This is a genomic window from Chitinimonas sp. (assembly GCF_036568685.1).
In the GTDB taxonomy this organism is placed as follows: Bacteria; Pseudomonadota; Gammaproteobacteria; order Burkholderiales; family Chitinimonadaceae; genus Chitinimonas.
On record NZ_DATCSC010000042.1, the window covers coordinates 14,482 to 37,936 of the forward strand.

The window sequence follows — 23,455 nt, forward strand, 5'->3', positions numbered from 1 at the left end:
AGCATGAGCAAAGCGGCGAGCAGGGGGAACAGCCAGCGGCTAAATCTTTTTCTGAAGTGAAGCGTAAAAAAAGCCATCGTGGCGTTCATTGGGCAGCAGTTGCCCGCTCTCCGGCAGGTCGGCCGGCAGGGGCAGCCGCCGGGCGTCGGGATGACGCTGCAAAAACTCGGCGACGTGTTGTTGATTTTCCTGCGGAAAGACCGAACAGGTAGCGTAAAGCAGTGTACCACCCGGTTTCAGGCAGCCCCACAGCGCGTCCAGCATGGCTGCCTGTTGCGTGGCGAAATGCGCAAAATCGTCAGCTCGCCGCAGCCATTTGATATCCGGGTGACGGCGCGCGACACCGCTGGCAGAGCAGGGTACATCGGCCAGGATGCGGTCATACGGCTGACCATTCCACCAGTCCGCCGGCTTGGCTGCATCGGCTGCCTGCAGGGTAGCGTTCAGACCCAGTCGGTCGAGGTTATCGCGCACACGTTGCAAACGTTGTGCATCCACGTCGAGCGCAGTCAGTTCGATATCGGCCAGTTCCAGCAGGTGGCCGGTCTTGCCGCCTGGCGCACAGCAGGCGTCCAGTACCCGCATGCCGTTCTGGGCGTCCAGCAGCGGTGCGGCCCACTGCGCGCCCAGGTCCTGGACCGAGCAAAGGCCTTCGAAAAAGCCCGGCAGCCGCTCCACCGGCACCGGCTGTGCCAGCCGTATGCCGTAGGGGCCTTCGGCCTCGGCGGCGATGCCCTCGGCCGCCAATTGGGCCAGATAGTCCTCGCGGCTGATCTTGCGCGGGTTGACCCGCAAGCCCATGGGTGGGTGCTGGTTATTGGCCAACAGCACGGCTTGCCAATCCTGCGGGTAGGCCGTCTGCATGGCTGCCACCCACCAGTCCGGGTGGTTCCAGCGGGCCAGTGCGTCCTCACCAGCCGCAGCCAGCAAGGCCTCCTTCTGGCGCAGGAAGTTACGCAGCACGCCGTTGACCATGCCCTTGGCGTAGCCGCCATTGAGCCGCGCCGCCACCTTGACCGCATGGTCCACCACCGCGTGCGCCGCCGCCCGGCCCCAGGCCAGTTGGCAGACGCCGGTCGCCAGCAGTGCGCGTACCGCTGGGTCGGTGTCCGGCCGGCTCAAGAGCTTGCGCAGCACAAAGTCCACCTCGCCATAGCGCCGCAGGGTGCTGTAGCTGATGTCCTGGATGGCGGCCTTCTGGCGCGGCTCCAGCTCGGGGTGGCGCTGCCGCTGGCGGCTCAGCACCTCGGTCAGGTTGCGGCCGGCCAGCACGGCGGCCACGGCTTCGGCCGCCAGGCGTTGGGTCATTAGCATGGGCTAGATCAATTCTTCTACGTCGCTACAAATGCAGGAAGGGGCCGATGCCCCTTCCCCGAGGTAATACATATATAGGTCAGCGCGTCAGAGCAGCTTATCGTTTACCTGCAGCTTACCGCCAGCCAGGAATTCCCTGCTGGGCAGGCGCTTGCTGCCGGGCCGCTGCCACTCGGTCACCCGCAGCACGCCGCTACCGGTGCCCACCAGCACGCCATCGGCGTCGGCCGCCAGCACCTGGCCAGGTGCACCGTTGCCGGCTTCGGCCCTGGCTGCCCAGCACTTCAAGGTCTCCTCGCCATGGCGGGTGGTACAGCCAGGGAAGGGGTCAAAGGCACGGATGCGGCGGGCCAGGGTCTCGGCCGGCAAGGTCCAGTCCAGTGCCGCTTCGTCCTTGCGGATCTTCTCGGCGTAGGTCACCCCCTCAGTCGGCTGGGCCACGGCGCCGGCCTGCAGCGCAGGCAGGTTTGCCAGCGCTGCCACGATGGCCTCGGCGCCACACTCCGCCAGCTTGTCATGCAGGCTGCGGGTGGTCTCGTCCGCGGCAATCGTCACCGGGTGCAGGCTCAGCATGGCGCCGGTATCCAATCCGGCATCCATCTGCATGATGGTGATGCCGGTCTCGGCGTCACCATGCTCGATGGCGCGCTGGATAGGGGCGGCACCACGCCAGCGCGGCAGCAGCGAGCCATGGATATTGAGGCAACCCAGTCTCGGCATATCGAGCACGGCCTGCGGCAGGATGATGCCGTAGGCCGCCACCACCATGGCGTCGGCGGCAATGGCCGCCACCGGTGCCTGCTGCTCAGGGCTGCGCAGCTTCTCCGGCTGGTAGACCGGCAAGCCGTGCTTTTCGGCCAGTTGCTTGACCGGCGAGGCCATCAGCTTCATGCCACGGCCGGCCGGCCGGTCCGGCTGGGTCAGCACCAGGGCAATCTCGTGCCCGGCGGTTATCAAGGCCTGCAGCGCTGCGGCAGCGAAGTCGGGTGTGCCGGCAAATATCAGTTTCATGGTGGCTCGGTATCGCGAGGGTTATTTGGTGCGCCAGCGAGCGCAGCGAGGTTCCACGCCGACGAAGCGGTCGCCAGTGTCCTTGGCGAGCTTGCACGTGTAGAAGCTGTGCGTGCAAGGCTGCGGATGGGTAGGGGTTCAACCGGGGGGGCGCTGTCTTAGCGTTCGCCCAAGAACAGCGCCCGGGTGAGCGAAGTCCTCGCCACCTTCAGGCGGCTTACTGCTTCGGCCTTTTCCTTGCAGGGAGAGCTCCGGCGTCTGCGCAGGATTCCGCTCAGTGCCGGCCGTCTATTCAGTATCAGGCGCTCACAAAGTCTTGCGCTGGTTCTTCTTGAGACGGCTCAGGATGCGGGTCTGCTTGAGCCGCGACAGCTTCTCGACGAAGACCTTGCCTTCCAGGTGGTCCATCTCGTGCTGGATGCAGATCGCCAGCAGGCCCTCGGCCTCCAGCTTCAAGGTCTCGCCGTTGCGGTCCAGCGCCTCGATCACCACGTGTTGGGCGCGCTCGACTTCTTCATAGATGCCGGGCACCGACAGGCAGCCTTCTTCGAACACCGTGTGGCCGTCGGCCTGCAGGATGCGTGGGTTGATCAGCGCCATCAGTCCGGTCTTGTCCTCGGACACGTCGATCACGATCACGCGCAAATGCACGTCCACCTGGGTGGCGGCGAGGCCTATGCCAGGGGCTTCATACATCGTTTCTGCCATATCGTCGATCAAACGGCGAATGCCATCGTCAACTTTCTCTACCGGACGGGCCACTTTATGCAAGCGTTCGTCGGGATAGTGCAGGATATTCAGTATCGCCATATTTTCTTGCTACCGTATGTATTTAGATGCAGAATTTCAGCAATTGGTTTAAATGCCCTCGGCATAAATCGCCTGGCTACCTGCCCGGCAAACACATATTGGAAGCAAATCATGCGCCCATCGGTTTTCCGAGCCAGCCTGACCCAACGCCTCTTGCCGACCGCCATTATAGCGCTGGGTCTGCTCCAGCCCGCACTGGCGGATGAACTGAAGCTGCAAGAGAACGCCCCCGACCGCTACATCGTCGTCAAGGGCGATACCCTCTGGGATATTTCCGGCAAGTTCCTCAAGGATCCGTGGAAGTGGCCACAGATCTGGAACATGAACAAGGAAGAGATCAAGAATCCGCACTGGATCTATCCGGGCGACGTGATCGTGCTCGATACCAGCGGCGGCTCGCCGCGCCTGCGCCTGCTCGGCAACGACAAGAACGACGCGCTGCGTGGCAATGCCAAGCTCAACCCGCGTGTCCGCGTCACCCAGTTCGACGCCCAGGCCGCACCGGCCATCCCGGCCAAGGCCATCGAGCCCTTTATGGCCAAACCACTGGTGGTGGATGAGGCCGAGTTCCGCGCCGCACCGCGCATTGCCCAGGCGCCGACCGAGCACCTGACCATCACCACCGGTGACAAGGCCTACGCCGTTGGCGTGGGTGGTGGCCAGAGTGGCGACCAGTGGCAGGTCTACCATGGCGGCAAGGAGCTGCGCGACCCCGATACCAAGGAAGTACTGGGCTACGAAGTCACCTATGTGGGCGATGCCATCACCAAGGCCACCGGTGAAGTGAGCACGCTGCAGCTTTCCAAGGCCGTGCAGGAAGTCACCGTCGGCGACCGCCTGGTGCCGCGCCCGCGCAAGGAATACAACAACTACGTGCCGCATACGCCCGAAGCCAATATCCAGGGCAAGGTGCTGTCGACCTACGGTGGCGTGAACGATGCCGGCCCCTACACCACCGTGGTCGTCAACCGTGGCCAGCGTGATGGCCTGGAGCTTGGCCACGTGCTGTTCATCTACAAGGCACCGCGCCATATCCGTGCCGAGAACAGCAAGGAAGAATCGCTGATGACCCCGCCGGAGAAGATCGGCAACCTGTTCATCTACCGCGTCTTCCCCAAGCTCGCGTATGGCCTGGTGCTGGACAGTACCGTGCCGGTCAATCTGCTCGACCAGGTGCGCAAGCCCGGTTTGTAAGCAAGATGGGGGCCGCAAGGCCCCCGTTTCATTTCTTTTCCCGCCCCTTATCCCTGGCAGGTTTCCACCTTGCGTGACGCAGACAGCGCCGATTGGCTAAGGCTGACCCTGATCCCCGGCCTGGGCGCCAGCGTTGTGGTGCGGCTGCTGAGCGCCTTTGGTACCCCGGTCGCCGTGCTCGCGGCACCCAAGGGGGCTTTGTCCGGCTACCTGACTCCCAGCCAGCAGGAAGCCCTGCGGCAAGGCCCCGATCCCGAGCTGCTGGCTCGTACCCTGGCCTGGCTCGATGAGCCGGGTAATCATCTCTATACCCTGGCCGACACAGACTATCCACGCCGCCTGCTGGAGATCGCCGGCCCGCCGGTGGTGCTGTATGGCAAGGGTCGCCGCGGCCTGCTCAATGCCACCTCGCTCGCGGTGGTCGGCAGTCGCAACGCCACGCCGCAAGGCCTGCAGAACGCCCAGGCCTTTGCCCGCGATCTGTCGCAGCGTGGCTGGTGCATCGTCTCGGGTCTGGCGCTGGGCATAGACGCTGCTGCCCACGAGGGTGGTCTGGCCGGTAGTGGCAGCACCGTGGCCGTGGTTGGTACCGGGCTCGACATCGTCTACCCGGCCCGCAACCATGCATTGGCGCATCGTATCGCCGCCGAGGGGCTGATCCTGTCGGAGTTTCCGCTCGGCACCCCGGCCCATGCGCGCAACTTCCCGCGCCGCAACCGCATCATCTCCGGCCTTTCTTTGGGGGTACTGGTGGTGGAGGCCGCCCTGCAGAGCGGCTCCCTGATCACCGCCCGCGAGGCCGCCGAGCAGGGGCGCGAGGTGTTCGCCATCCCAGGCTCCATCCATTCACCTCTGGCCAAGGGTTGCCACCAACTGATCAAGCAGGGCGCCAAACTGGTCGAAACCGCCCAGGACATGCTGGAGGAACTCGGTAGCGCCGGTCCCATCCAACTGCCGTTGACGGCGAACGAGGCGGTGGCCGAGATCGCGGTCGACGGTCCCGAAGCCAGCCTGCTGGCCGCCCTCGGGCACGACCCGCAGGATGTTGAAACCCTTGTGGTACGCGCTAACTTGACGCCCGACCGGGTCTACGCGATGCTGTTGACGCTTGAACTGGAAGGAATGGTCGCCAAATTACCTGGAGGCCGCTACCAGCGATTAGCCTGACCGATCCCGATGACTGTTTTGCCCGAGAGGTGCCCCGCCCAATGTTCGACGTACTCGCTTTCCTCTTCGAACAGTATTTCTCGCTGGAGAACTGCCCGGACCGGACTACCCTGGCCAAGCAGCTCTCGGCGGCGGGTTTCGACGAAGAAGACATCGGCGAGGCGTTGGACTGGCTGAGCGAGTTCGACGAACTCGACCTTGCTCCCTATGTGCTTCTGGACGAGCGTGCTGGCGACCTGCCGCGGGTGCTGCATCCGCGTGAAGAAGCCCGTCTGCTGCCCGAGGCCCAGGCCTTCTTCCACTATCTCTGCAGCTCCGGTGCCTTGAGCGCCGGCCAGCGCGAGATGCTGCTCGACCGGCTGCTGCAGAGCAATGCCCAGTCCATCGACGCAGAAGCGGTCAAGCGCGTGGCGCTGATGGTGTTGTGGCGGCAGGGCGACGATCTGGCCAATCTGCTGATCGAAGAATTGTTGTTCTCGGAGTCGGACGGCCAGATGCACTGAGCCGGCCTCGCCACAGTCCCCTGCGGCGGCGTCAATGTCTCGTTCCCACCTGTTTACAGCCCGCCCGCAAGGGTCCGGCGGCGCCGTTGGCGGGTGTCTGTGGTATCTCAAAAGTCGCATGGGCAAGGTGGCAGGATTGGAAAAATCTGTCGCCGCACCTAAATTACCCCTAACATCGCGCCGCAGCCCGCCCTCAATGCCGGGCTGCCCGTACTGAAACTGACCGCCGCTAGCGGAGCCCGCATGGCCGATAACCTGTTGATCGTAGAGTCGCCCTCCAAGGCGAAGACGCTGAAAAAATACCTGGGCAAGGATTTCGAAATCCTTGCCTCCTACGGCCACGTGCGCGGTTTGGTGCGCAAGGACGGCTCGGTCGACGTGGACCACGGCTTCGCCATGAAATACCAGGTGATCGCCAAGAACGCCAAGCATGTGGACGCCATCGTCACCGCCGCCAAGGCCGCCCAGAACGTCTATCTGGCAACTGACCCGGACCGCGAAGGCGAGGCCATCTCCTGGCACCTGCTGGAGATCCTCAACGGCAAGAAGGCGCTAGACAAGAAGCTGGTCAAGCGTGTGGTCTTTCATGAAATCACCGAGAGCGCGGTGCTCGCCGCCGTCGCCCATCCGCGCGATGTGGACAGCAACCTGGTCAACGCCCAGCAGGCCCGCAGCGCGCTCGACTACCTGGTCGGCTTCAACCTCTCGCCGCTCTTGTGGCGCAAGGTCCGCTCCGGCCTCTCGGCTGGCCGCGTGCAAAGCCCGGCGCTGCGCCTGATCTGCGAGCGCGAGAACGAAATCCGTGCCTTCACCGCCCAGGAATACTGGTCGGTGCACCTCGACAGCCACAAGGGCAAGACCAAGTTCGGTGCCAAGCTCAACGAGTGGCGCGGCAAGAAGCTGGAACAGTTCGATATCCCGGACGAAGCCACCCAGGCCGAGATCCTCAAGGCGATCGAAGGCAAGCCGGCCACGGTCAGCAATGTCGAGAAGCGCCGCAAGAGCCGCAACCCGACCGCCCCCTTCACCACCTCCACCATGCAGCAGGAGGCGGTGCGCAAGCTCGGCATGACCACCGACCGTACCATGCGCACGGCCCAGCAGCTGTACGAAGGTATTGCGCTCGGCGATGGCACCACCGGTCTGATCACCTATATGCGTACCGACTCGGTGGCCCTGGCCAATGAGGCGGTGGCCGAGATCCGCGAGTTCATCGGCAACAACTTCGACGCCGAATCGCTGCCGGCCAATCCGGTGGTCTATAAGAACAAGTCCAAGAATGCCCAGGAAGCGCACGAGGCGATCCGCCCCACCTCCATCCTGCGCACCCCGGCCTCGGTCAAGGGCTTCCTCAGCGCCGAGCAGTTCAAACTCTACGAAATGATCTGGAAGCGGACCCTGGCCTCGCAGATGGCGCCTGCCCGCTTTGACACCACTAGCGTCGACATCGAAGTTGGCGAAGCCATGTTCCGCGCCAGCGGCCAGGTACTGGTGTTCGCCGGCTTCCTCGCCGTGTACGAGGAAGATGTGGACGACGCTGAGGACGAAGACAACGCCAAGCTGCCGGCGCTGGAAGCGGGCGAAGCCCTGCCGGTCGACAAGCTCTATGGCGAGCAGCACTACACCCAGCCGCCGCCGCGCTACTCGGAAGCCTCGCTGGTGAAGGCGCTGGAAGAGTTCGGCATCGGCCGTCCCTCCACCTACGCCTCCATCATCAAGACGCTGAAGGACCGCGAGTACGTCAATCTGGACAAGAAGCGCTTCCTGCCGACCGACACCGGCGAGGTGGTCAACAAATTCCTGACCGACCATTTCAGCCAGTATGTGGACTACCAGTTCACCTCGCGGCTGGAAGACAAGCTCGACGAGATCTCCAACGGTGAGCGGGACTGGGTCCCGGTCATGGAAGAGTTCTGGACCGGCTTTTCGCAGCAGGTTGAGGAAAAGAAGGCCCTCAAGCGCAGCGAAGTCACCCACGAGGCGCTGGACGAGGCCTGCCCCAAGTGCGGCAAGCAGCTCACCGTGCGCCTGGGCAAGCGCGGCCGTTTCGTCGGCTGTACCGGCTACCCGGAGTGCGACTACACCCGCGACATGAACGAGACGGCCGAGCAAAAGGCCGAAGAGCAGGTCCAGGTGATCGAGGACCGGGTCTGCCCGAACGACGGCGGCCAGCTCATCGTCAAGTCCGGCCGTTACGGCAAGTTCATCGGCTGCGCCAACTATCCCAAGTGCAAGCATATCGAACCGCTTGAGAAGCCCAAGGACACCGGCGTCACCTGCCCGGTCTGCAATACCGGCATGCTGATCGAGCGCAAGTCGCGCTATGGCAAGCTGTTCTACAGCTGCAATACCTATCCCAAGTGCACCTACGCCACCTGGAACCCGCCCATCGCCGAGACCTGCCCGCAGTGCAAGTGGCCGGTGCTGACCCTCAAGACGACCAAGCGCCGCGGTCTGGAGAAAGTCTGCCCGCAGAAGGAGTGCGGCTGGACCGAGACGGTCATGACCCCCGAGCAGCTCGCCGCTCGCGGGGACGTCGAGGAATAAGCGGTCACGCTAGCTAAACAAAAGCCGGGTAATCCTACCCGGCTTTTTGCTGCGTGCTCGCTGCCATGTTGATGTCATTACAGGGTAAGATGGCCGCTTGCCCGAAAGGGCTGGGAGATCCCCATGAATGCCCGTCGCACCGTAGACGACGCCAAGCCGGACGCCAGCAGCCACAGCACCCACGACTATCTCGAGGCGCTGGATGCTGCCGGCCAGCTGATCACCGACGCCACCCCAGAGGCGCTGGAGCGCGCGCTCGCCGCCGTCGCTCGCGCCGCCGAGGCGGGTAGCGCCGCCCTGTACCGGCATACTGCCGGCAGCTTCCGAGCCCGCTTTGTCGGCGCCTGGCGCGGCCGTACCAAGCTGCCCGACCAGGTCGAGAGTGCGCTGGCCAATCTCGACTACCGGCTCTACCGCGACCTGCATGAGACCCTCTCCTCCGGCCTGATGCTGGAGCGCAAGATCAGCGAGCTCTTGCCTGCTACCCAGACCATGCTGGCCCCCTTGGGCCTGCAGCATCTGGTGTGCGTGCCGCTGCTCGATGCCGGTGAATTGATCGGTTTTCTCGCCCTGGCCTATTTCGAGCCGCCGCGCCGCCGCGCCGTGGGCGAGCCACGTTTCCTCGCCACCCTGGCCAACTATCTGGCCCTGTCCCTGGTCCGCCAGGAGGCCGAAGACCGCATGGCGGTCAGTGCCATGCGCCTCTCCACCCTGGTCGGCGCTACCGAGGACATGGTGTTCGAGCTCGATGGCGAAGGCATCGTGGTCAACGTCTGGTCCCACCATCCCGCCCTGCCCAGCGCCAGCCTCGTGGGCCTGCCGCTGGACATGGCTTTCCCGCAGGACATGGCCTGGGCTCTGGGCCAGGCCCTGCCGCGCGCCCTGGCCAGCGACGCACGTGAGCAGGTCGAATTCACCTTGCCCCGGCTCGATGGTGTCATCTATTGCATAGGCCGCTTGCAGGCCGTGCCCAGCGAGGACGGCCGGCAACGGCACGCGGTCGCCCTGGTGCGCGATGTCACCGAGCTGATGCGCGAGGAAGCGCGTCGCCGCGCCATGGTCGAGACCCTGGACCAGCTGGAAGAGGCGGTGATCGAGCTGACCGAAGAGGGCTATCTGAGCCGGCTCTCGGCCGCCTGGAGCACCTTGCGCATGGTGCCCAATGCCAGCCGTAACGACATCGACCACGCCCTGGTCCACTTTGTCGACCCCGAAGACAGACTACCGCTGCAGCAGGCCTATGCCGACGTGCTGCAGGGCGGCGAGCCCGCCTCGGTGCGCTTCCGCCTGCTGCGCGGCGAGGCAGAGCCGGTCTGGCTGGAGGCGCGGCTGATGCCCAACTGGGGCCCGGATGGTCGCAGCCATGGCCTACGCGGGGTGCTGCGCGACGTCACTGCCGCCCACCTGAGCGAAAGCCATATCCGCCAGTTGGCGCTCTACGACAGCCTCACCGGCCTACCCAACCGGGTGCTGCTGGACGACCTGCTCAACCAGGCCCTGCAACGCGCCCGCCGCAGCGGTGGACGGGTGGCGCTGGGCTTTATCGACCTCGACCACTTCAAGCAGATCAACGACGCCTTCGGCCACCAGGCCGGCGATCAGGTGCTCACCACCCTGGCGCAGCAGATCCGTTCGGTGCTGCGCGACCAGGACGTGCTGGCCCGCTGGGGTGGCGATGAATTCATCGTCATGCTGCCCGACCTGCCCGATCTTGCCGCGCTGGCCCAGGTGGCCGAGCGCCTGCGCGAGATCGCCCGCCAGGGCGTGATGCTGGAAGGCATAGAAACCCGCCCCACCATCTCCATCGGCATGGCGGTCTACCCGGACAACGCCGACAGTGCCGAGGGGCTCTTGCGGCTGGCCGACAGCACCATGTACCACGCCAAGTCGGTGGGCCGGAACAATGTCCAGTTCTACGGTGACATCGTCCACCTCAAGAGCATGGGCCGCGAGCATATGGCCATCCAGACCCGGCTCAACCATGCCGTGCTCAACAACGAGCTGCAGGTCTTCTACCAGCCCATCGTCAATACCCGCAGCGGTGAGGTCAGCGCTGTCGAGGCGCTGGCCCGCTGGCACGACGACACGGTCGGCTGGATCACCCCCCAGCTGTTCATCCCCATGGCCGAAAAGCTCGGCCTGATTTCGGAATTGTCCGAACAGATCACCGTGCAGGCCCTGACCAAGCTCAAGGGCTGGCGCGAGCGTGGCTTCAAGCAGCCACTCTCGCTCAACGTCTCCCGCAACCTGCTGTTCTCGCCGCGCTTCGTGCGCAACCTGATCGCCACGGTCGAGGAATTCAAACTACGGCCGGCCGATGTGATCGTCGAGATCACCGAGAGCCTCGCCCTGACCGACCAGGCCCGCCAGTCCAAGCACCTCAAGCAACTGCACGAGGCCGGTTTCCGCATCGCCATCGACGACTTCGGTACTGGCTACTCCTCCTTGTCGCAGCTGCACGAGATGGCCATCGATGTGCTCAAGGTCGACCTCAGCTTTACCGCTCGTCTGAACAACGAATCCGGCCGCCGCATCATGCAGGCCATCGTGCAGATGTCGCAGGCGCTGGGGCTGGACGTGGTGGTGGAGGGCGTGGAAACCCTGGAAGCCGCGCGCTTCCTGCAAGGCCTGGGGGTGGACAAGATGCAGGGCTATCACTTCAGCGAACCGGTCCCGGCCGGGGTCTGCGAGCTGCATATGCAACTGGGGCTGGACGGCAAGGTTTGAAGTCCCGCTCCCGGCGGGGCAGAATGCCGGCCCTGTCCCTGTATCGAGTCACCCCGCCATGCGCATCCTCCAGGCGATCTACAGCATCTACATCGGGCTTATGTTCCTGATCGGTGTCGCCGGCGTCATCCCCTTCTACTTCCTGGCCTTCCTGCTACCCGACCGGCCGCGCTTGACCCTGATGTTCGCCGCCAACCGCGTCTCCATGCGCTGCTGGTCCTGGCTGACCGGCGTCCGTGTCACGGTGGAGGGCCAAGCCCAGTGGCAGCCCGCCCCGGTGATCGTCGGCAACCACTGCAATCTGCTCGACATGCCGGTCTGCGCCATCGCCTGCGCCCAGCCGGCCAAGGTACTGGCCAAGCAGGAATTCGCCCGCATCCCGCTTTTGGGTTTCCTGTTCCGCAGCTTCGCCGTACTGGTGACCCGTGATTCGCCCGAAAGCCGCCAGCGCAGTGTCGCCGAGCTGGGCCGTGCCCTGGGCCAGGGCTGGCCGGTGTTCATCTTCCCTGAGGGCACCCGCAACCGCGGCAGCGAGCCGCTGCAGTCCTTCCGCGACGGCCCCTTCCGCTTCGCCATCGCCGCCCAGGCGCCCATCCAGCCCTTCGTCCAGCTCAATATGCGCGGCGCCCAGCGGCTCAACACGCTCCTGTTCCGCCCTGCCCGCGTCACCTTCCGCTGGCTGCCACCCATCGCCACCGCGGGGCTCACCGAGGCCGATCTCCCCGCCCTGCGCGATCGCGTCCGCGCCCTGATCGAGGCCGAACTGCGCCGCGACGACCCGGCTTTCCGGGGGGCGACAGGCCAGTAAAAAGGGAGCCCAGGGCTCCCTTTTTACTTAGCTGCTCTTGCCCGCCGCCTCGGTCGCCACCGGCAGCGCCACCGCCTCCTTGGGGGCAATAAAGAAGCGCTGCGGCGCACGCACAAAGCGCCGCAACAACCTCCCCAGCAGCGCCCAGCCATCCACAAAGCGGATGCGCCGCGAACGCAGCGCCACAAAAAGCGCCAAGCCAAAGCTCACCGCCAGGTTGCATAGGCCGATCAGTGCAATGCCGCCGACGGATAGCACCCAGGTCTGCCAGTCGAGCTGGAAGTCCAGTGCCACCGCCGCATAGGCCAGGTTGGCCGAGGAGAAGGTGATGTGGCGGATATCCAGCGGCAGGCCCAGGAGGTAACCGATCGTCCCCATGGAGCCCAGCATGATGCCGAAAAAGAAGTTACCGGCCAGCGCCCCGAGATTGTTCTCGATATAACGGCACAACCGCTCCCAGCGGGCCTCGCCGAACAGCCGGCGCGGCCACTTGAGCTGCAGCAGCCGTTCGGGGATGCGGTTATAGACCGCCTTGTTGTCGTAGTAGCCCGAGATCAATCCGGCCAGGAACAGACAGCAGCCGGCAATCGCCGCGTGTGGCAGCGCCAGGCTGTGGATGGGGTCGAGGTCGTGCAAGAGGCTGTGCGCCTTCTCCGGCGTCACCCACACCTCCCCAAGTCCGTACTTCACCCCGAAGGCGATGGCAAAGGCGGTCGGTATGGCCAGGCCCACATTGCCCAGGATGGCCACGAACTGTGTCCGCGCCACCGCCTCGATCAGACCGGCCAACACATCCAGCCTGTCCTCGCCCTTGCCGTGCTGTTCGATGCTGGCAGCGATCCGCGCCGCGGTCATGGCCGGCTGCTTGGTGGCAATGGTGAAGTGCAACATATGCACCAGCATGAAGCCCAGCGAGTAGTTCATGCTGAAGGCAAAGGCCTCGATCAGCGGTGCCAGCTTCAGCTTGGCGGTCAGGATCTTGATCATGGCCATGAAGCCGACGATAAAGCCCGCCCCCATGGCCGACTTCGCCATGGCCGCCCACTCGCGCCGGTTGCCGGCGATATAGTGCTCGCCGGTCCGACCGGCGTGCTCGGTGATCTGCAGGGCCAACAGGTCGGTATTGGTCGCGAACAGGTCGCGCAGGCTGGTCTTGCGGTTGTCCGCCTCCACCAGCCGCTTGAAGAAGTGCACCGAGCGCTCGGCCAGGTGCTCGGCGTGCTCGGGGGCCAGCAGGTCCAGCACCAGCTTGAGCCGCGCCACATGCTGCCGCAGCCGCACCATCAGGTAGGTCAGGCTCACGCTCACCCCCTGGCGGGAGGCGGTTTTGCGCAGCTTGACGATGATCTCCTCGCACTGTCCCAGGAGGATGCGCACATGGCTGTCATCCTCGTGCGCCAGCGCCGGGTCGGCCAGCCGTGCCTTGTAGGATTCCAGGTACTCCCGCAGCGCCACATTCTGGGTCAGGAAGGGCGACTCGAACTGCTCGATCGCCGGGTAGTTGCGTACCAACTCCGGCTCGAGGCCGATGGACGAGATCCGGTAGGACAGCACCTGCGCCGCCTCCAACAGCTCGTTCAAGGCATTGCGTGCATCCTTGCCGTGCTCGCCCTCGTCAAAGCGCATGGCCTGCCAGACCTCACGCCAGACCTGGTCCGATACCGCCTCTACCCACAGGTAGTCATCCTTGCGGGCAAACACCCGCCCCAGCACGTCCTTGAGGTAGTCGTCGCGGTACTCGCCCGGCAGGATCTTTTCGCCCAACCGGCGCCGGAAGGCACTCCACAGGCCCTCATTGGAGAGGATGCCGGTATCGGTATAGAGGTGCAGCTGGCGGCGCCCGGCGATCAGCTGCATCAGATAGTTGCGCAGGCCGGCACGGTAATCCGCGCGCTGGGCCAGCAGGAAGGCCAGCGAGCGCAGGGCGTTGATGGCGCTGTCCACGTCGCCGCTACGGCGCGGGCGGACTGCAGCCACGAGGCCTGCCAAGGCGTCCGGCGCATTGTTGCCGGCGTTCACGATGGCCTGCAGGGCTACTTCCAGCGTGGCGTTCTGGGTCATAGGCAAGAGGTCCTGAAGAGGGTGGAAGAAGCGTGGCACCCTCGGGTGCCACGGCGTGTGGTCAGAGGGATGGCCTGACCGGAGGGAACTTATACAGACCCGCTCGGGCGCAGAAGTTCATGAAAGATTACTACGGCACCCGCTCGTAGCGCGCGTCGTCTTGCGTATCGAGCGGGAAGCGGCCATGCGCCACCGCCTGCTGGAAGGCTCGGTAGTCCGCCTCCACCTGGTCAGCATAAGCCATGCCATAGCTGGCGATCGCTTCGGTAAAGCTAGCACTCTTGCCCAGGTAGCCGGCAATGGGCGCGGCCAGCCCGCTGGAGCGCGCATGCGCCCGTGCCAGCGCCCAGGCGCAGGCCCGCAGATAGGCCTGCAAGGCGCCTTCGTCGAAGCGCTCCAACTGGGCCGAGACCTTCATATCGCGCAGCTGCCGCACATAAAAGTGGCGCCCGGCCGGTCCCTTGCACCAGCCCAGGAAGGCATCACTGGCCGCCTGCATCAGCCGCTGCCCCTCCACCACCCGTTGGCCCTGGTGTCCCTTTTGGCCGCGCTGTCCGGCCAGCGCCAGCACCGACGGCCCCGCCTCCTTCACCTGCAGGAACAGCGGGTGGCCTTGGCCATCCTGCATCAGAAGCACCAGGCAGCGTGTACCCACGCTGCCCACCCCTACCACCTTGAAGGCCAGGTCGGCCACCTGGTAGTGGTCCAGCAACGCTCGCCGGTCCGCCTGCAAGGTGCTGCGGTAACCCTTGAACAGATGCTGCACCAGCGCATGCCAGTCCGGCAGCTCCAGCCACTGGTCGCGCAGGTCCAGCAGCGAACCGCTGCCATGCAGATGAAACAGCTCCGGCGGCGCATCGCGTAGCCGCCACGCTGCCCCCGCGCGCTCGGTCAGCTTGTCCAGGAGGCTGTCATGGGTCCGCCCGCGGGCCCGCTCCTCGGCCCGCGAGAGGCGCTGCCGCAAGCTCTCGCTACCACAGGCCTCACGTAGCCGCTCAAAGGTCAGCTTGTCATACCAGGTATCCAGCCGGCTCATGGTGGCGTACTGGCCCATATGGATGCGGTAGCTGTCCGCCACCTGCCAGGCCGCCTGCCGTGCCGTTTCCGGCGCCAGCCCAAGGTGCCGCGCCGCCAGCACCCCGCTGGTCGCCAGCCGTTTCAGGTCCCACTCCCACGGCCCGCTGTCGGTCTCGTCAAAATCGTTGAGGTCGAACACCAGGTTGCGTTCTGGCGTGGCAAAGCCGCCAAAATTCATCAGATGCGCATCGCCGCAGCACTGCACCTTGATGCCGGTATCGCTGGTCCCGGCCAGGTCGTGCGCCTGCAATAGTGCCGTCGCACGGAAGAAGGCAAACGGTGACTGCAGCATGCGGCCGTGGCGCATGGGCAGCAAGGCTGCGACCCGCAGCTGGTTGCTGTGCTCCAGCAACTGCAAGGGGTCATGCCGACGCTGACCCAGCTCGGCATGGCGGGAACGTGGACAATGACTACGTAGATTGCGACCAGAAGCAAGGCTGGACATGGCGACCCGATGGCGGTGGATTGACGGAAACGACCGCTTCATTCTAGGTTGCGATTTCCTTCCAGCAGATGACGCCCGTGCATGGGCCTAGTGCCATGACTCCATCCCGCATCGAAATCCACTACTGCACTCAATGCCGCTGGTTGCTCAGGGCCGCCTGGCTGGCGCAGGAGCTGCTCTCCACCTTTGAGCAGGAGCTGGGCGAAGTGGCCCTGCAGCCCGGTACCGGTGGCGTGTTCGAGATCCGCGCCAACGGCGTCGTGGTATGGGAGCGCAAGGCCGATGGCGGCTTCCCCGACGCCGCCGCCCTCAAGCAGCGCGTACGCGACGTCATCGCCCCCGACAAAGGCTTGGGCCATAGCGATGTACGCGTCGAGCCGCCAGCAGTCTAGCGGTCGCTGTCGCCCAGTGTGAAATAGAACGTGGCGCCCTGCTCGGGGGCCGACTCCGCCCAGATCTGCCCGCCATGGCGGTGCACGATGCGCTGCGACAGCGCAAGGCCTATGCCGGTCCCAGGAAAGTCCTGCTGTGCGTGCAGGCGCTGGAAGGGGTTGAACAGCTTGCCGGCCAGCTCCGGCTTGAAGCCCGCACCGTTGTCCCGCACAAAGAACACCTCGCCACCGTCACCGGCCGGCTGCATGCCGATCTCTAAGGTCGCCACCGCCCGCTTGCTGGAGTATTTCCAGGCATTGCTGAGCAGGTTGTCCAGCAGGGCCAGCAGCAGCCCGTGGTCGCCGCGTACCTGCAGTGCAGGGGCAATGAAGACCTCCACCTTGCGCTGCGGCTCGCGGTTGCGCAGCCGGGTCAGTATCTGGCTGGCCATGGTGCCCAGGTCCAGCGGTATAGGCCGCAGGGGCAGGTTGGAAAGCTGGAACAACTTCAGGAGGTCATCGATCTGCTCGTTCATCCGCGCTGCCTCGGCGCAGATGCGCAAGAGGTAGTGACGGCCCTCGTTCGGCAGCTTGGCCATGTACTCCTCCAGGAGGATGGAGCCAAAGCCGTTGATCGCCCTGAGCGGCGCTCGCAGATCGTGCGAGATCGAATAGGAAAACGCTTCCAGCTCCTGGTTCAGCGCCAGCAGGTTGCGGGTCCGCTCGCTCACCCGGTGCTCCAGCTCGCCATAGGTGCGCACGTTCTCCAGCGCCAGCGCGGCCGAATTGGCCAGCGTCTGCAAGAGCTGCAGCTCGTCCTCGTCCGGCAGATAGGGCTGTGCCCAGTAGGTACCGATGGCCGCCACCGGGTCCTCGCTGCGCACCGGCGTCATCACCAGGCTTTTCACAAAGGTCGGGCGGTAGGCATCGTGCGGAATGCGATCATCCACATAGATATCCGGGATCGCCGCCTGCGCGCGGTTCAGCATGCTCCAGCCGCTGATGCAGGCCGACATCGGAAAGCGTTTGCCCTTCCACAAGGGGCTCAGCGCATCCTCGTCGATATAGTGGCAGTCCTCGCCCTCGCGCAGCACAAACGTGGCGCCGTCCGCCAGCACCAGCTCGCGTGCCGCCGTGCGTACCACCCGGGTCACGTCGGCCAGCTCGCGCGCCATCGACAACTCCTGCACCGCCTGCACCAAGCGCGCCTGCCGCCGTGCATTGAGGTACAGCCGATCGGCTGCCACCGGCTGGGTTGGCCGGTCCAGCAGCTTGCGCACCGTGTGCTTGAGCCGCCACAGGTCCTGCTTGTCGATACAATCCAGCGCCCCGGCCTCCAGCCCGGCCTCGGCACTCAAGGCATCGGCATGGCCGCTGAAATAGATAAAGGGAATATCGGGCTGTATACGCTGCGCCAGCCACAATGCCTCGTGGCCCTCGCAGCCGGGCACGCTGCTGTCCGAGATCACCAGGTCGTAGGGCTCCCGCCCCAGCGCCGCGCAATAGTCCTCGTTATTGCCGGCCACATGCAGCTCCAGCGGTATGCCCAGGTGGTACAGGGCATTCTGGGTCAACATCACGTCCAGGGGGTTGTCCTCAAGGTACAGCACTTTGCGGCTTGCCATGACCTCTTCCTCCTATCCTGCCTCGCAATCCTGCTCTGCCGGGCGGCATCTGTCGGCCGCACCTGGCGCTGGTGACCCCGGCAAAATCGTTCGACTTCGCGTCGTCGCGTTTTGCTGGCGGCACTATTTCCTTCATACCGCGAATCGATATCCCATGCCAGTAGGGTAAAATAGTAAACACTAATATTAACTGCAAGCTGGAGCTGTCATGATTCGTGCAATATTGGGCGCCTGCCTCCTGACCCTCGCCGCACCGGCCTTTGCCGTGGACGGTGGCGCCGTAGTCGGTGGTGCCGTAGGTGGTGCTGCCGGTGCCGCCATTGGTCAGAAACTCGATGGCAAGAACGGCGCCATCATCGGCGCCGCCATCGGTGGCGCAACGGGCGCCGCCATCGGCAGCCGCTCCCAGAAGCCCGAGACCCGCGTAGTCGAAAGGCGCGTCGTGGTGCATGAGCGCGATGACGATGATCGCTGGCGTCATGACAACGGACGGCATCGCGGGCATCACAAGCATCACTGAACTTGTTCAGTGGATGCGTCCACTTCATCGCAGCGCCCGGCATAGCCGGGCGTTTGCCATTGGTGAGGGCTCAAACGGTGTGCTTGCGACCCTGATTTATTCCATCCCCTCTGCCCTCCTTGCGGGAGTGGAACCTCGCTGACGCTCGTCAGTGGATCTTGGTCGGCCTTTGGCTCCCGCTCAAGGCCGATTGCTTTACGCCGGCCGCGCCGCGTGCAAAAAGAACTCGCGGTTGCCGTCGCCGCCGGTGATCGGGCTGTCAAACCAGTCCACCACCGTCAGCCCCAGCTCCTGGGCGCAGGCGGTGATCTTCTCGCGCACGCCCTCATACAGTGCCGCATCGCGCACGATGCCACCCTTGGCTACGCCCTCGCGGCCCACCTCGAACTGCGGCTTCACCAGGCACAAGAGCTGCCCGCCCGGCCGCACCAGCGGTGCAAAGGCCGGCAGTACCAGGGTCAGAGAGATAAACGACAGGTCGGCTACCGCCAGATCGAAGGCCTGGCCACCATTGGCCGCCAAGATTGCCGCCGCATCCAGCGAGCGGGCGTTCACCCCCTCGAACAGGGTCAGCCGCGGCTCCTCCTGCAGCTCCGGGTGCAACTGGCCATGGCCCACGTCCACCCCCACTACCGCGGCCGCGCCACTCTTGAGCAGGCAGTCGCTAAAGCCGCCGGTCGATATTCCCACGTCCAGGCAATGCCAACCCGCCACCGCCACCGCCAGCCCGCTGTGCGCCAGCGCCCCGGCCAGCTTCAGCCCGCCGCGCGATACATAACGCTCGGCCGGATCTTCGGCCACCTCCAGCTTGGCGTCCGCCAGCAGCTTCTGGCTGGGCTTCTTCACCGCGATGCGCTGCCCCGCCTCTATCAGGGTCACGCGCCCGGCAGCAATCTGCTGCTGGGCCAGGGTACGGGAGGCGGCAAGACCGAGTTCGGTCAGGAGGATGTCGGCGCGGATCAGATCAGTCATCCCGCCATTTTAGTGGACTACGTCACGGCAAGGGCATGCCACTTGCATCAAAGCGCCGCGACAAGCAGCGGGAAACCGGCTTAAATGGCGGCATTGCAGCGTAGATCGAGCCCCATGAAAAAATTCCACCCCGTCCGCGGCCACGGCGACAACCGCCTCTCCATCAAGGGCGTCGTCGATGTGCTGGTCGAGGAAGGCCACGTCGCCGCCGAGGCCGCCGAAGCCTTTCTGATCCCGGCCCGCACCTCCGCCCACGGCAAGACCCACCCCATCAACTCCATCGCCCCGCAGGGCTGGCAGAGCCTCAAGACCGGCGAGCGCCTCGACGTCACCTGGCTGGGCCGTTGGCTGGGCCAAAAGCTCAACCTCGCGTGGCAGCATATCGACCCGCTCAAGATCGATGTCGCCGGCGTCTCCGGCGTCGTCAGCCATGGCTACGCCAGCCGCTACGCCATCCTGCCGGTCGCGGTGGACGCCACCTCGGTCACCATCGCCACCGCCGAACCCTTCGTGCGCGACTGGGAAGACGAGCTGGGCCGCATCCTCAAGCGCGAGGTCAAGCGCGTCCTGGCCAACCCCGAGGACATCCAGCGCTACCTGCCCGAGTTCTACAACCTGTCCCGCTTCGTCAAGCAGGCGGTCGCCCAGACCGGCACCCAGAACAACTTCGCCAACTTCGAGCAACTGGTGCAGCTCGGTCGCACCGGCAATGTCGACGCCAACGACCACCATATCGTCGCCCTGGTCGACTGGCTGTTCCAGTACGCCTTCACCCAGCGCGCCTCCGACATCCACCTCGAACCGCGCCGCGAAGCCGGCCAGGTGCGCTTTCGCATCGACGGCGTGCTGCACGCCGTCTACCAGGTCCCACCCGCGGTCATGAACGCCCTGGTCTCGCGCATCAAGGTGCTGGGCCGCATGGACCTCGCCGAAAAACGCCGCCCGCAGGACGGCCGCGTCAAGACCAAGAGCCCCGATGGCCGCGAGATTGAACTGCGCCTCTCCACCATGCCCACCGCCTTCGGCGAAAAGCTGGTCATGCGTATCTTCGACCCCGCCATCCTGGTCAAGGACTTCGCCGCCCTGGGCTTCGGCCCGGATGACCAGGCCCGCTGGCAGGGCTTCGTCGGCCAACCGCACGGCATCGTCCTCGTCACCGGCCCCACCGGCTCGGGCAAGACCACCACCCTCTACACCACGCTCAAACAGCTGGCCACCGAAGAGGTCAACGTCTGCACGGTCGAAGACCCGATCGAAATGATCGAGCCCAGCTTCAACCAGATGCAGGTCCAGCCACAGATCGACCTCACCTTCGCCGAAGGCGTCCGCACCCTGCTGCGGCAAGACCCCGACATCATCATGGTCGGCGAAATCCGTGACCGCGAGACCGCCGACATGGCCATCCAGGCCGCCCTCACCGGTCACCTCGTGCTTTCCACCCTGCACACCAACGACGCCCCCAGCGCCATCACCCGCCTTCTGGAGCTGGGCGTACCGCCCTACCTCGTTTCCTCCACCGTGGTCGGGGTCATGGCCCAGCGCCTGGTGCGCACCCTGTGCCCACACTGCAAGCAGCCCCACACCCCGCTCGAAGCCGAATGGAACGCCCTGGTCTCGCCATGGAAGGCCCCGCTGCCCAAGACCGCCTACAAGCCGGTTGGCTGCCTTGAGTGCCGCAACACCGGCTATCTCGGCCGTGTCGGTCTCTACGAGATGCTGCCGGTCAGTACCGAGCTGCGCCGTTTGATCGCCACCCAGGCTCATCCCAACGCTATCCGGGAACAAGCCATCCGCGACGGCCTCAAACCGCTCAAGCTGGCCGGCGCGCAAAAGCTCGCTGCCGGTCTCACCACCCTCGACGAGATCATGAAGGTGGTACCGTCCGACGACGCTTGATGTGCCGGCGCACGTTACAATTCCACCCTTGGACAACCCGCAATTCCCTAGCAGCCACCTCATGCAACGCCGTACCCTCCTGCTCGCCCTGCCCCTGCTGCTCATCGCCTGCGCCTCCCAGCCCGTGCCGGTGCCCACCCCGGTCGCCCCGCCCGCACCGGCCCCGGTACCGCTGGCCAAGCCGCGCATCGGCCTCGCCCTGGGCGGTGGTGCCGCCAAGGGTTTCGCCCATATCGGCGTCATCAAGGTACTGGAAGGCCAAGGCCTCAGCCCCACCGTGGTCGGCGGCACCAGCGCCGGCAGCGTGGTCGGCGCGCTCTACGCCAGCGGCATGGATGGCTTCACCCTGCAAGAGCAGTCCTTTTCGCTGGAGGAATCCCGCGTGCGCGACCTGGGCCTGGGTAGCGGCGGCCTCGTCAAGGGCGAAAAACTGCAGGACTACGTCAACGAGCTGGTGAAGAACCACACCATCGAAAAGCTCAACAAGCCCTTCGTCGCCGTCGCCACCGAGCTCGACACCGGCCGCCGCGTCGCCTTCGCCCGCGGCAACACCGGCCAGGCCGTGCGTGCCTCCTGCAGCATCCCCGGCGTGTTCCAGCCCGCCATCATTGGCGGCAAGCGCTATGTCGACGGTGGCCTCGTCAGCCCCGTCCCGGTCGACGCCACCCGCGATCTGGGCGCCGACATCGTCATCGCTGTCGACATCTCCTCCAAGGCCCAGAACGGCAAACCGGTCGAAGGTATCACCGGCATCCTTGGCCAGACCGTCACCATCATGGGCCAGCGCCTTGGGGAGCAGGAGCTCGCCCGTGCCGAGGTCGTCATCCGTCCGCGTGTGGGTAAAATCGGCGCCGCCGACTTCGACCTCAAGCACACCGCCGTGCTCGAAGGCGAACGCGCCGCCCAGGCCGCCCTGCCCGCCATCCGCGAGGCCATCGCCAAGTGGCAGGCCGCCCGGCAGAAAACCACGCCCTGATAGGGCGCAAGCCATAAAGCCGCCCTGGGCCAGCCCGCCGGGCGTCAGCAATAAACAAGGAGAAACCGCTTGAAACCCTTCGTCCGCCGCATGGAGTCGTTCATCTTCTTCAGCCGCTGGCTGCAGGCCCCGCTCTACCTGGGCCTCATCGTTGCCCAGGGCGTCTACGTCTACAAGTTCCTGCGCGAACTCATCCACCTGGTGGCCGACGCCCCCGCCATGACCGAGACCCAGATCATGCTCATCGTGCTGGGCCTGATCGACGTGGTCATGATCGCCAACCTGCTCATCATGGTGGTGATCGGCGGCTACGAGACCTTCGTCTCCAAGATCGATATCCTCGAACAGCACGAAGACCGCCCCGAATGGCTGTCCCATGTCGACGCCGGCGTCCTCAAGACCAAGCTCTCGCTGGCCCTGATCAGCATCTCCTCCATACACCTGCTCAAGACCTTTATCAGCGCGGGCGACATGCAAAACATGGATGAGCGGACCATACTGTGGCAGGTGGTGATCCACTGTACCTTCCTGGTGTCCGCCGTCGTCATGGCGCTCACCGACAAGATCATGGCCAGCAAGGCCCAAGCCGCACACTGAACAAGAATCGCGCTATGAACCAGCATCAATTTACGCTCACCAGCGACTACATCGAGCTGCACAACCTGCTCAAATTCCTGGCCATCGCCGAATCCGGCGGCATGGCCAAGATGATGGTGGCCGAAGGCCTCGTCGAGGTCGATGGCGAAATCGAATTCCGCAAGACCCGCAAGCTCTACGCCGGCAGCGTGGTGAAGTGCTTCGACGAGGAAATCACCATCCTCCCCAAGCCCTGACCCACAGGCGGGGCACTCGTCCCACAAAACAAACGGCGCAACCCACCAGGGTCTGCGCCGTTTGTTTGTGCCTTTCCTTCGGGCGGGCTTTCGTAGGGCGCAATCCCCGTGGGACTGTGCCGTATCGCCCGTTGAGATGGACCTAGCCTCTCAACCCTGCGACGACTTCTGCTCCTATCTCCCGCCATTCCCCCTCGGGAAGATCCGCCAACACCCCCTCACCCAACACCAGCCCACCCATCGCCACCCGGTGTAAACCCTTCACCCGGTTGCCGGCTGCTGCCACCATACGCTTCACCTGGTGGTATTTACCCTGGTCTATGGCCAGTTCCAGTCGGTGCGCATCCAGCGCCCGGCAGCTCAGCGCCGCCAGGGGTTCGGTTTCATCGTGCAGCAGCACGCCGGCCAGCAGGCGTTCCACCAGTTCAGCGGTGATCTCGTGTTTGCAGGTGGCCACATAGGTCTTGGGCACATGCCGCTTGGGCGAGGCGAGGGCGTGGTTCAGCGGACCATCGTCGGTCAGCAGCAAGAGGCCCGTCGTGTCGGCGTCCAGCCGGCCCACCGGTTGCACGCCGCGCTCCACAAAGTGGGGCGGCAG

At 65.0% G+C, this 23,455-nt stretch carries 20 protein-coding genes; 12 read left to right on the top strand and 8 right to left on the bottom strand.

The genetic code is table 11. The annotated features are described in order from the left end of the window. Positions 1–39: 39 nt before the first annotated feature. The 3 genes from rsmB to def all read right to left on the bottom strand — a co-directional run bounded on the left by rsmB (position 40) and on the right by def (position 3,135). Positions 40–1,314 (bottom strand): 16S rRNA (cytosine(967)-C(5))-methyltransferase RsmB, encoded by a 1,275-nt coding sequence (rsmB, locus tag VIM95_RS06565; RefSeq protein WP_331984229.1) that lies wholly within the window; start codon positions 1,312–1,314, stop codon positions 40–42. 87 nt (positions 1,315–1,401) lie between these two features. Beyond that, complete coding sequence (fmt, locus tag VIM95_RS06570; protein WP_331984230.1) at positions 1,402–2,325, bottom strand: methionyl-tRNA formyltransferase; 924 nt, start codon at positions 2,323–2,325, stop codon at positions 1,402–1,404. 306 nt (positions 2,326–2,631) lie between these two features. Continuing rightward, entirely contained in the window at positions 2,632–3,135 is a 504-nt protein-coding gene (gene def, locus VIM95_RS06575) for a peptide deformylase (RefSeq protein ID WP_331984231.1), read from the bottom strand. A 111-nt stretch (positions 3,136–3,246) separates the two neighbouring features. On the opposite strand from def, the gene VIM95_RS06580 reads away from it, so the two are divergent. The 6 genes from VIM95_RS06580 (at position 3,247) to VIM95_RS06605 (ending at position 12,081) form a co-directional block, all read left to right on the top strand. Then, positions 3,247–4,329, top strand: coding sequence for a LysM peptidoglycan-binding domain-containing protein (locus VIM95_RS06580; RefSeq protein WP_331984232.1), 1,083 nt, complete (start codon positions 3,247–3,249; stop codon positions 4,327–4,329). A 69-nt stretch (positions 4,330–4,398) separates the two neighbouring features. Beyond that, a complete protein-coding gene (gene dprA / locus VIM95_RS06585) occupies positions 4,399–5,496 on the top strand; it encodes a DNA-processing protein DprA (protein WP_331984233.1) in 1,098 nt (365 codons plus the stop codon). Between the two features lie 41 nt (positions 5,497–5,537). Further along, entirely contained in the window at positions 5,538–5,999 is a 462-nt protein-coding gene (locus VIM95_RS06590) for a DUF494 domain-containing protein (RefSeq protein WP_331984234.1), read from the top strand. Between the two features lie 243 nt (positions 6,000–6,242). Beyond that, positions 6,243–8,546, top strand: a complete 2,304-nt coding sequence (gene topA, locus VIM95_RS06595) for a type I DNA topoisomerase (protein WP_331984235.1) — start codon at positions 6,243–6,245, stop codon at positions 8,544–8,546. A gap of 123 nt (positions 8,547–8,669) precedes the next feature. Beyond that, a complete protein-coding gene (locus tag VIM95_RS06600) occupies positions 8,670–11,273 on the top strand; it encodes a putative bifunctional diguanylate cyclase/phosphodiesterase (protein WP_331984236.1) in 2,604 nt (867 codons plus the stop codon). Positions 11,274–11,331: 58 nt separating this feature from the next. After that, positions 11,332–12,081, top strand: a complete 750-nt coding sequence (locus VIM95_RS06605; RefSeq protein WP_331984237.1) for a lysophospholipid acyltransferase family protein — start codon at positions 11,332–11,334, stop codon at positions 12,079–12,081. 27 nt (positions 12,082–12,108) lie between these two features. On the opposite strand, the gene VIM95_RS06610 is transcribed toward VIM95_RS06605, so the two are convergent. Both VIM95_RS06610 and VIM95_RS06615 read right to left on the bottom strand, forming a co-directional pair. Next, positions 12,109–14,142 (bottom strand): site-specific recombinase, encoded by a 2,034-nt coding sequence (locus VIM95_RS06610; protein WP_331984238.1) that lies wholly within the window; start codon positions 14,140–14,142, stop codon positions 12,109–12,111. A 130-nt stretch (positions 14,143–14,272) separates the two neighbouring features. Further along, positions 14,273–15,664: a DUF2252 domain-containing protein gene (locus VIM95_RS06615; protein WP_331984239.1), complete on the bottom strand. Its 1,392-nt coding sequence runs from the start codon at positions 15,662–15,664 to the stop codon at positions 14,273–14,275. A gap of 95 nt (positions 15,665–15,759) precedes the next feature. Between VIM95_RS06615 and VIM95_RS06620 the strand changes: the two genes are divergently transcribed. Continuing rightward, positions 15,760–16,056, top strand: coding sequence for a SelT/SelW/SelH family protein (locus VIM95_RS06620; RefSeq protein WP_331984240.1), 297 nt, complete (start codon positions 15,760–15,762; stop codon positions 16,054–16,056). Here VIM95_RS06620 and VIM95_RS06625 read toward each other — a convergent pair. Continuing rightward, positions 16,053–17,660 carry an ATP-binding protein gene (locus VIM95_RS06625; protein ID WP_331984241.1) on the bottom strand — a complete coding sequence of 536 codons (1,608 nt, stop codon included), beginning with the start codon at positions 17,658–17,660 and terminating at the stop codon, positions 16,053–16,055. The genes VIM95_RS06620 and VIM95_RS06625 overlap by 4 nt on opposite strands. A 208-nt stretch (positions 17,661–17,868) precedes the next feature. Between VIM95_RS06625 and VIM95_RS06630 the strand changes: the two genes are divergently transcribed. Then, entirely contained in the window at positions 17,869–18,180 is a 312-nt protein-coding gene (locus VIM95_RS06630; RefSeq protein ID WP_331984242.1) for a YMGG-like glycine zipper-containing protein, read from the top strand. Positions 18,181–18,375: 195 nt separating this feature from the next. On the opposite strand, the gene VIM95_RS06635 is transcribed toward VIM95_RS06630, so the two are convergent. Further along, the gene (locus VIM95_RS06635) at positions 18,376–19,152 is read right to left on the bottom strand and encodes a TlyA family RNA methyltransferase (RefSeq protein ID WP_331984243.1); all 777 of its coding nucleotides are present in this window, start codon (positions 19,150–19,152) and stop codon (positions 18,376–18,378) included. Positions 19,153–19,266: 114 nt separating this feature from the next. On the opposite strand from VIM95_RS06635, the gene VIM95_RS06640 reads away from it, so the two are divergent. From VIM95_RS06640 to VIM95_RS06655, 4 genes are all read left to right on the top strand, one after another. Beyond that, positions 19,267–21,048 (top strand): GspE/PulE family protein, encoded by a 1,782-nt coding sequence (locus VIM95_RS06640; protein WP_331984244.1) that lies wholly within the window; start codon positions 19,267–19,269, stop codon positions 21,046–21,048. A 61-nt stretch (positions 21,049–21,109) separates the two neighbouring features. Continuing rightward, positions 21,110–22,024: a patatin-like phospholipase family protein gene (locus tag VIM95_RS06645; RefSeq protein ID WP_331984245.1), complete on the top strand. Its 915-nt coding sequence runs from the start codon at positions 21,110–21,112 to the stop codon at positions 22,022–22,024. A 69-nt stretch (positions 22,025–22,093) separates the two neighbouring features. After that, positions 22,094–22,621 (top strand): TIGR00645 family protein, encoded by a 528-nt coding sequence (locus tag VIM95_RS06650; protein ID WP_331984246.1) that lies wholly within the window; start codon positions 22,094–22,096, stop codon positions 22,619–22,621. 14 nt (positions 22,622–22,635) lie between these two features. Then, complete coding sequence (locus VIM95_RS06655; protein WP_331984247.1) at positions 22,636–22,857, top strand: RNA-binding S4 domain-containing protein; 222 nt, start codon at positions 22,636–22,638, stop codon at positions 22,855–22,857. 142 nt (positions 22,858–22,999) lie between these two features. On the opposite strand, the gene VIM95_RS06660 is transcribed toward VIM95_RS06655, so the two are convergent. Continuing rightward, on the bottom strand, positions 23,000–23,455 hold a 456-nt coding region (locus VIM95_RS06660; protein ID WP_331984248.1), incomplete at its 5' end, for a pseudouridine synthase.

Excerpts from the sequence above, each read along its gene's own strand:
- rsmB (WP_331984229.1), bottom strand. The coding sequence starts at position 1,314 with ATGCTAATGACCCAACGCCTGGCGGCCGAAGCCGTGGCCGCCGTGCTG.
- fmt (WP_331984230.1), bottom strand. The coding sequence starts at position 2,325 with ATGAAACTGATATTTGCCGGCACACCCGACTTCGCTGCCGCAGCGCTG.
- def (WP_331984231.1), bottom strand. The coding sequence starts at position 3,135 with ATGGCGATACTGAATATCCTGCACTATCCCGACGAACGCTTGCATAAA.
- VIM95_RS06580 (WP_331984232.1), top strand. The coding sequence starts at position 3,247 with ATGCGCCCATCGGTTTTCCGAGCCAGCCTGACCCAACGCCTCTTGCCG.
- VIM95_RS06590 (WP_331984234.1), top strand. The coding sequence starts at position 5,538 with ATGTTCGACGTACTCGCTTTCCTCTTCGAACAGTATTTCTCGCTGGAG.
- topA (WP_331984235.1), top strand. The coding sequence starts at position 6,243 with ATGGCCGATAACCTGTTGATCGTAGAGTCGCCCTCCAAGGCGAAGACG.
- VIM95_RS06600 (WP_331984236.1), top strand. The coding sequence starts at position 8,670 with ATGAATGCCCGTCGCACCGTAGACGACGCCAAGCCGGACGCCAGCAGC.
- VIM95_RS06605 (WP_331984237.1), top strand. The coding sequence starts at position 11,332 with ATGCGCATCCTCCAGGCGATCTACAGCATCTACATCGGGCTTATGTTC.
- VIM95_RS06610 (WP_331984238.1), bottom strand. The coding sequence starts at position 14,142 with ATGACCCAGAACGCCACGCTGGAAGTAGCCCTGCAGGCCATCGTGAAC.
- VIM95_RS06615 (WP_331984239.1), bottom strand. The coding sequence starts at position 15,664 with ATGTCCAGCCTTGCTTCTGGTCGCAATCTACGTAGTCATTGTCCACGT.
- VIM95_RS06620 (WP_331984240.1), top strand. The coding sequence starts at position 15,760 with ATGACTCCATCCCGCATCGAAATCCACTACTGCACTCAATGCCGCTGG.
- VIM95_RS06625 (WP_331984241.1), bottom strand. The coding sequence starts at position 17,660 with ATGGCAAGCCGCAAAGTGCTGTACCTTGAGGACAACCCCCTGGACGTG.
- VIM95_RS06630 (WP_331984242.1), top strand. The coding sequence starts at position 17,869 with ATGATTCGTGCAATATTGGGCGCCTGCCTCCTGACCCTCGCCGCACCG.
- VIM95_RS06635 (WP_331984243.1), bottom strand. The coding sequence starts at position 19,152 with ATGACTGATCTGATCCGCGCCGACATCCTCCTGACCGAACTCGGTCTT.
- VIM95_RS06640 (WP_331984244.1), top strand. The coding sequence starts at position 19,267 with ATGAAAAAATTCCACCCCGTCCGCGGCCACGGCGACAACCGCCTCTCC.
- VIM95_RS06645 (WP_331984245.1), top strand. The coding sequence starts at position 21,110 with ATGCAACGCCGTACCCTCCTGCTCGCCCTGCCCCTGCTGCTCATCGCC.
- VIM95_RS06655 (WP_331984247.1), top strand. The coding sequence starts at position 22,636 with ATGAACCAGCATCAATTTACGCTCACCAGCGACTACATCGAGCTGCAC.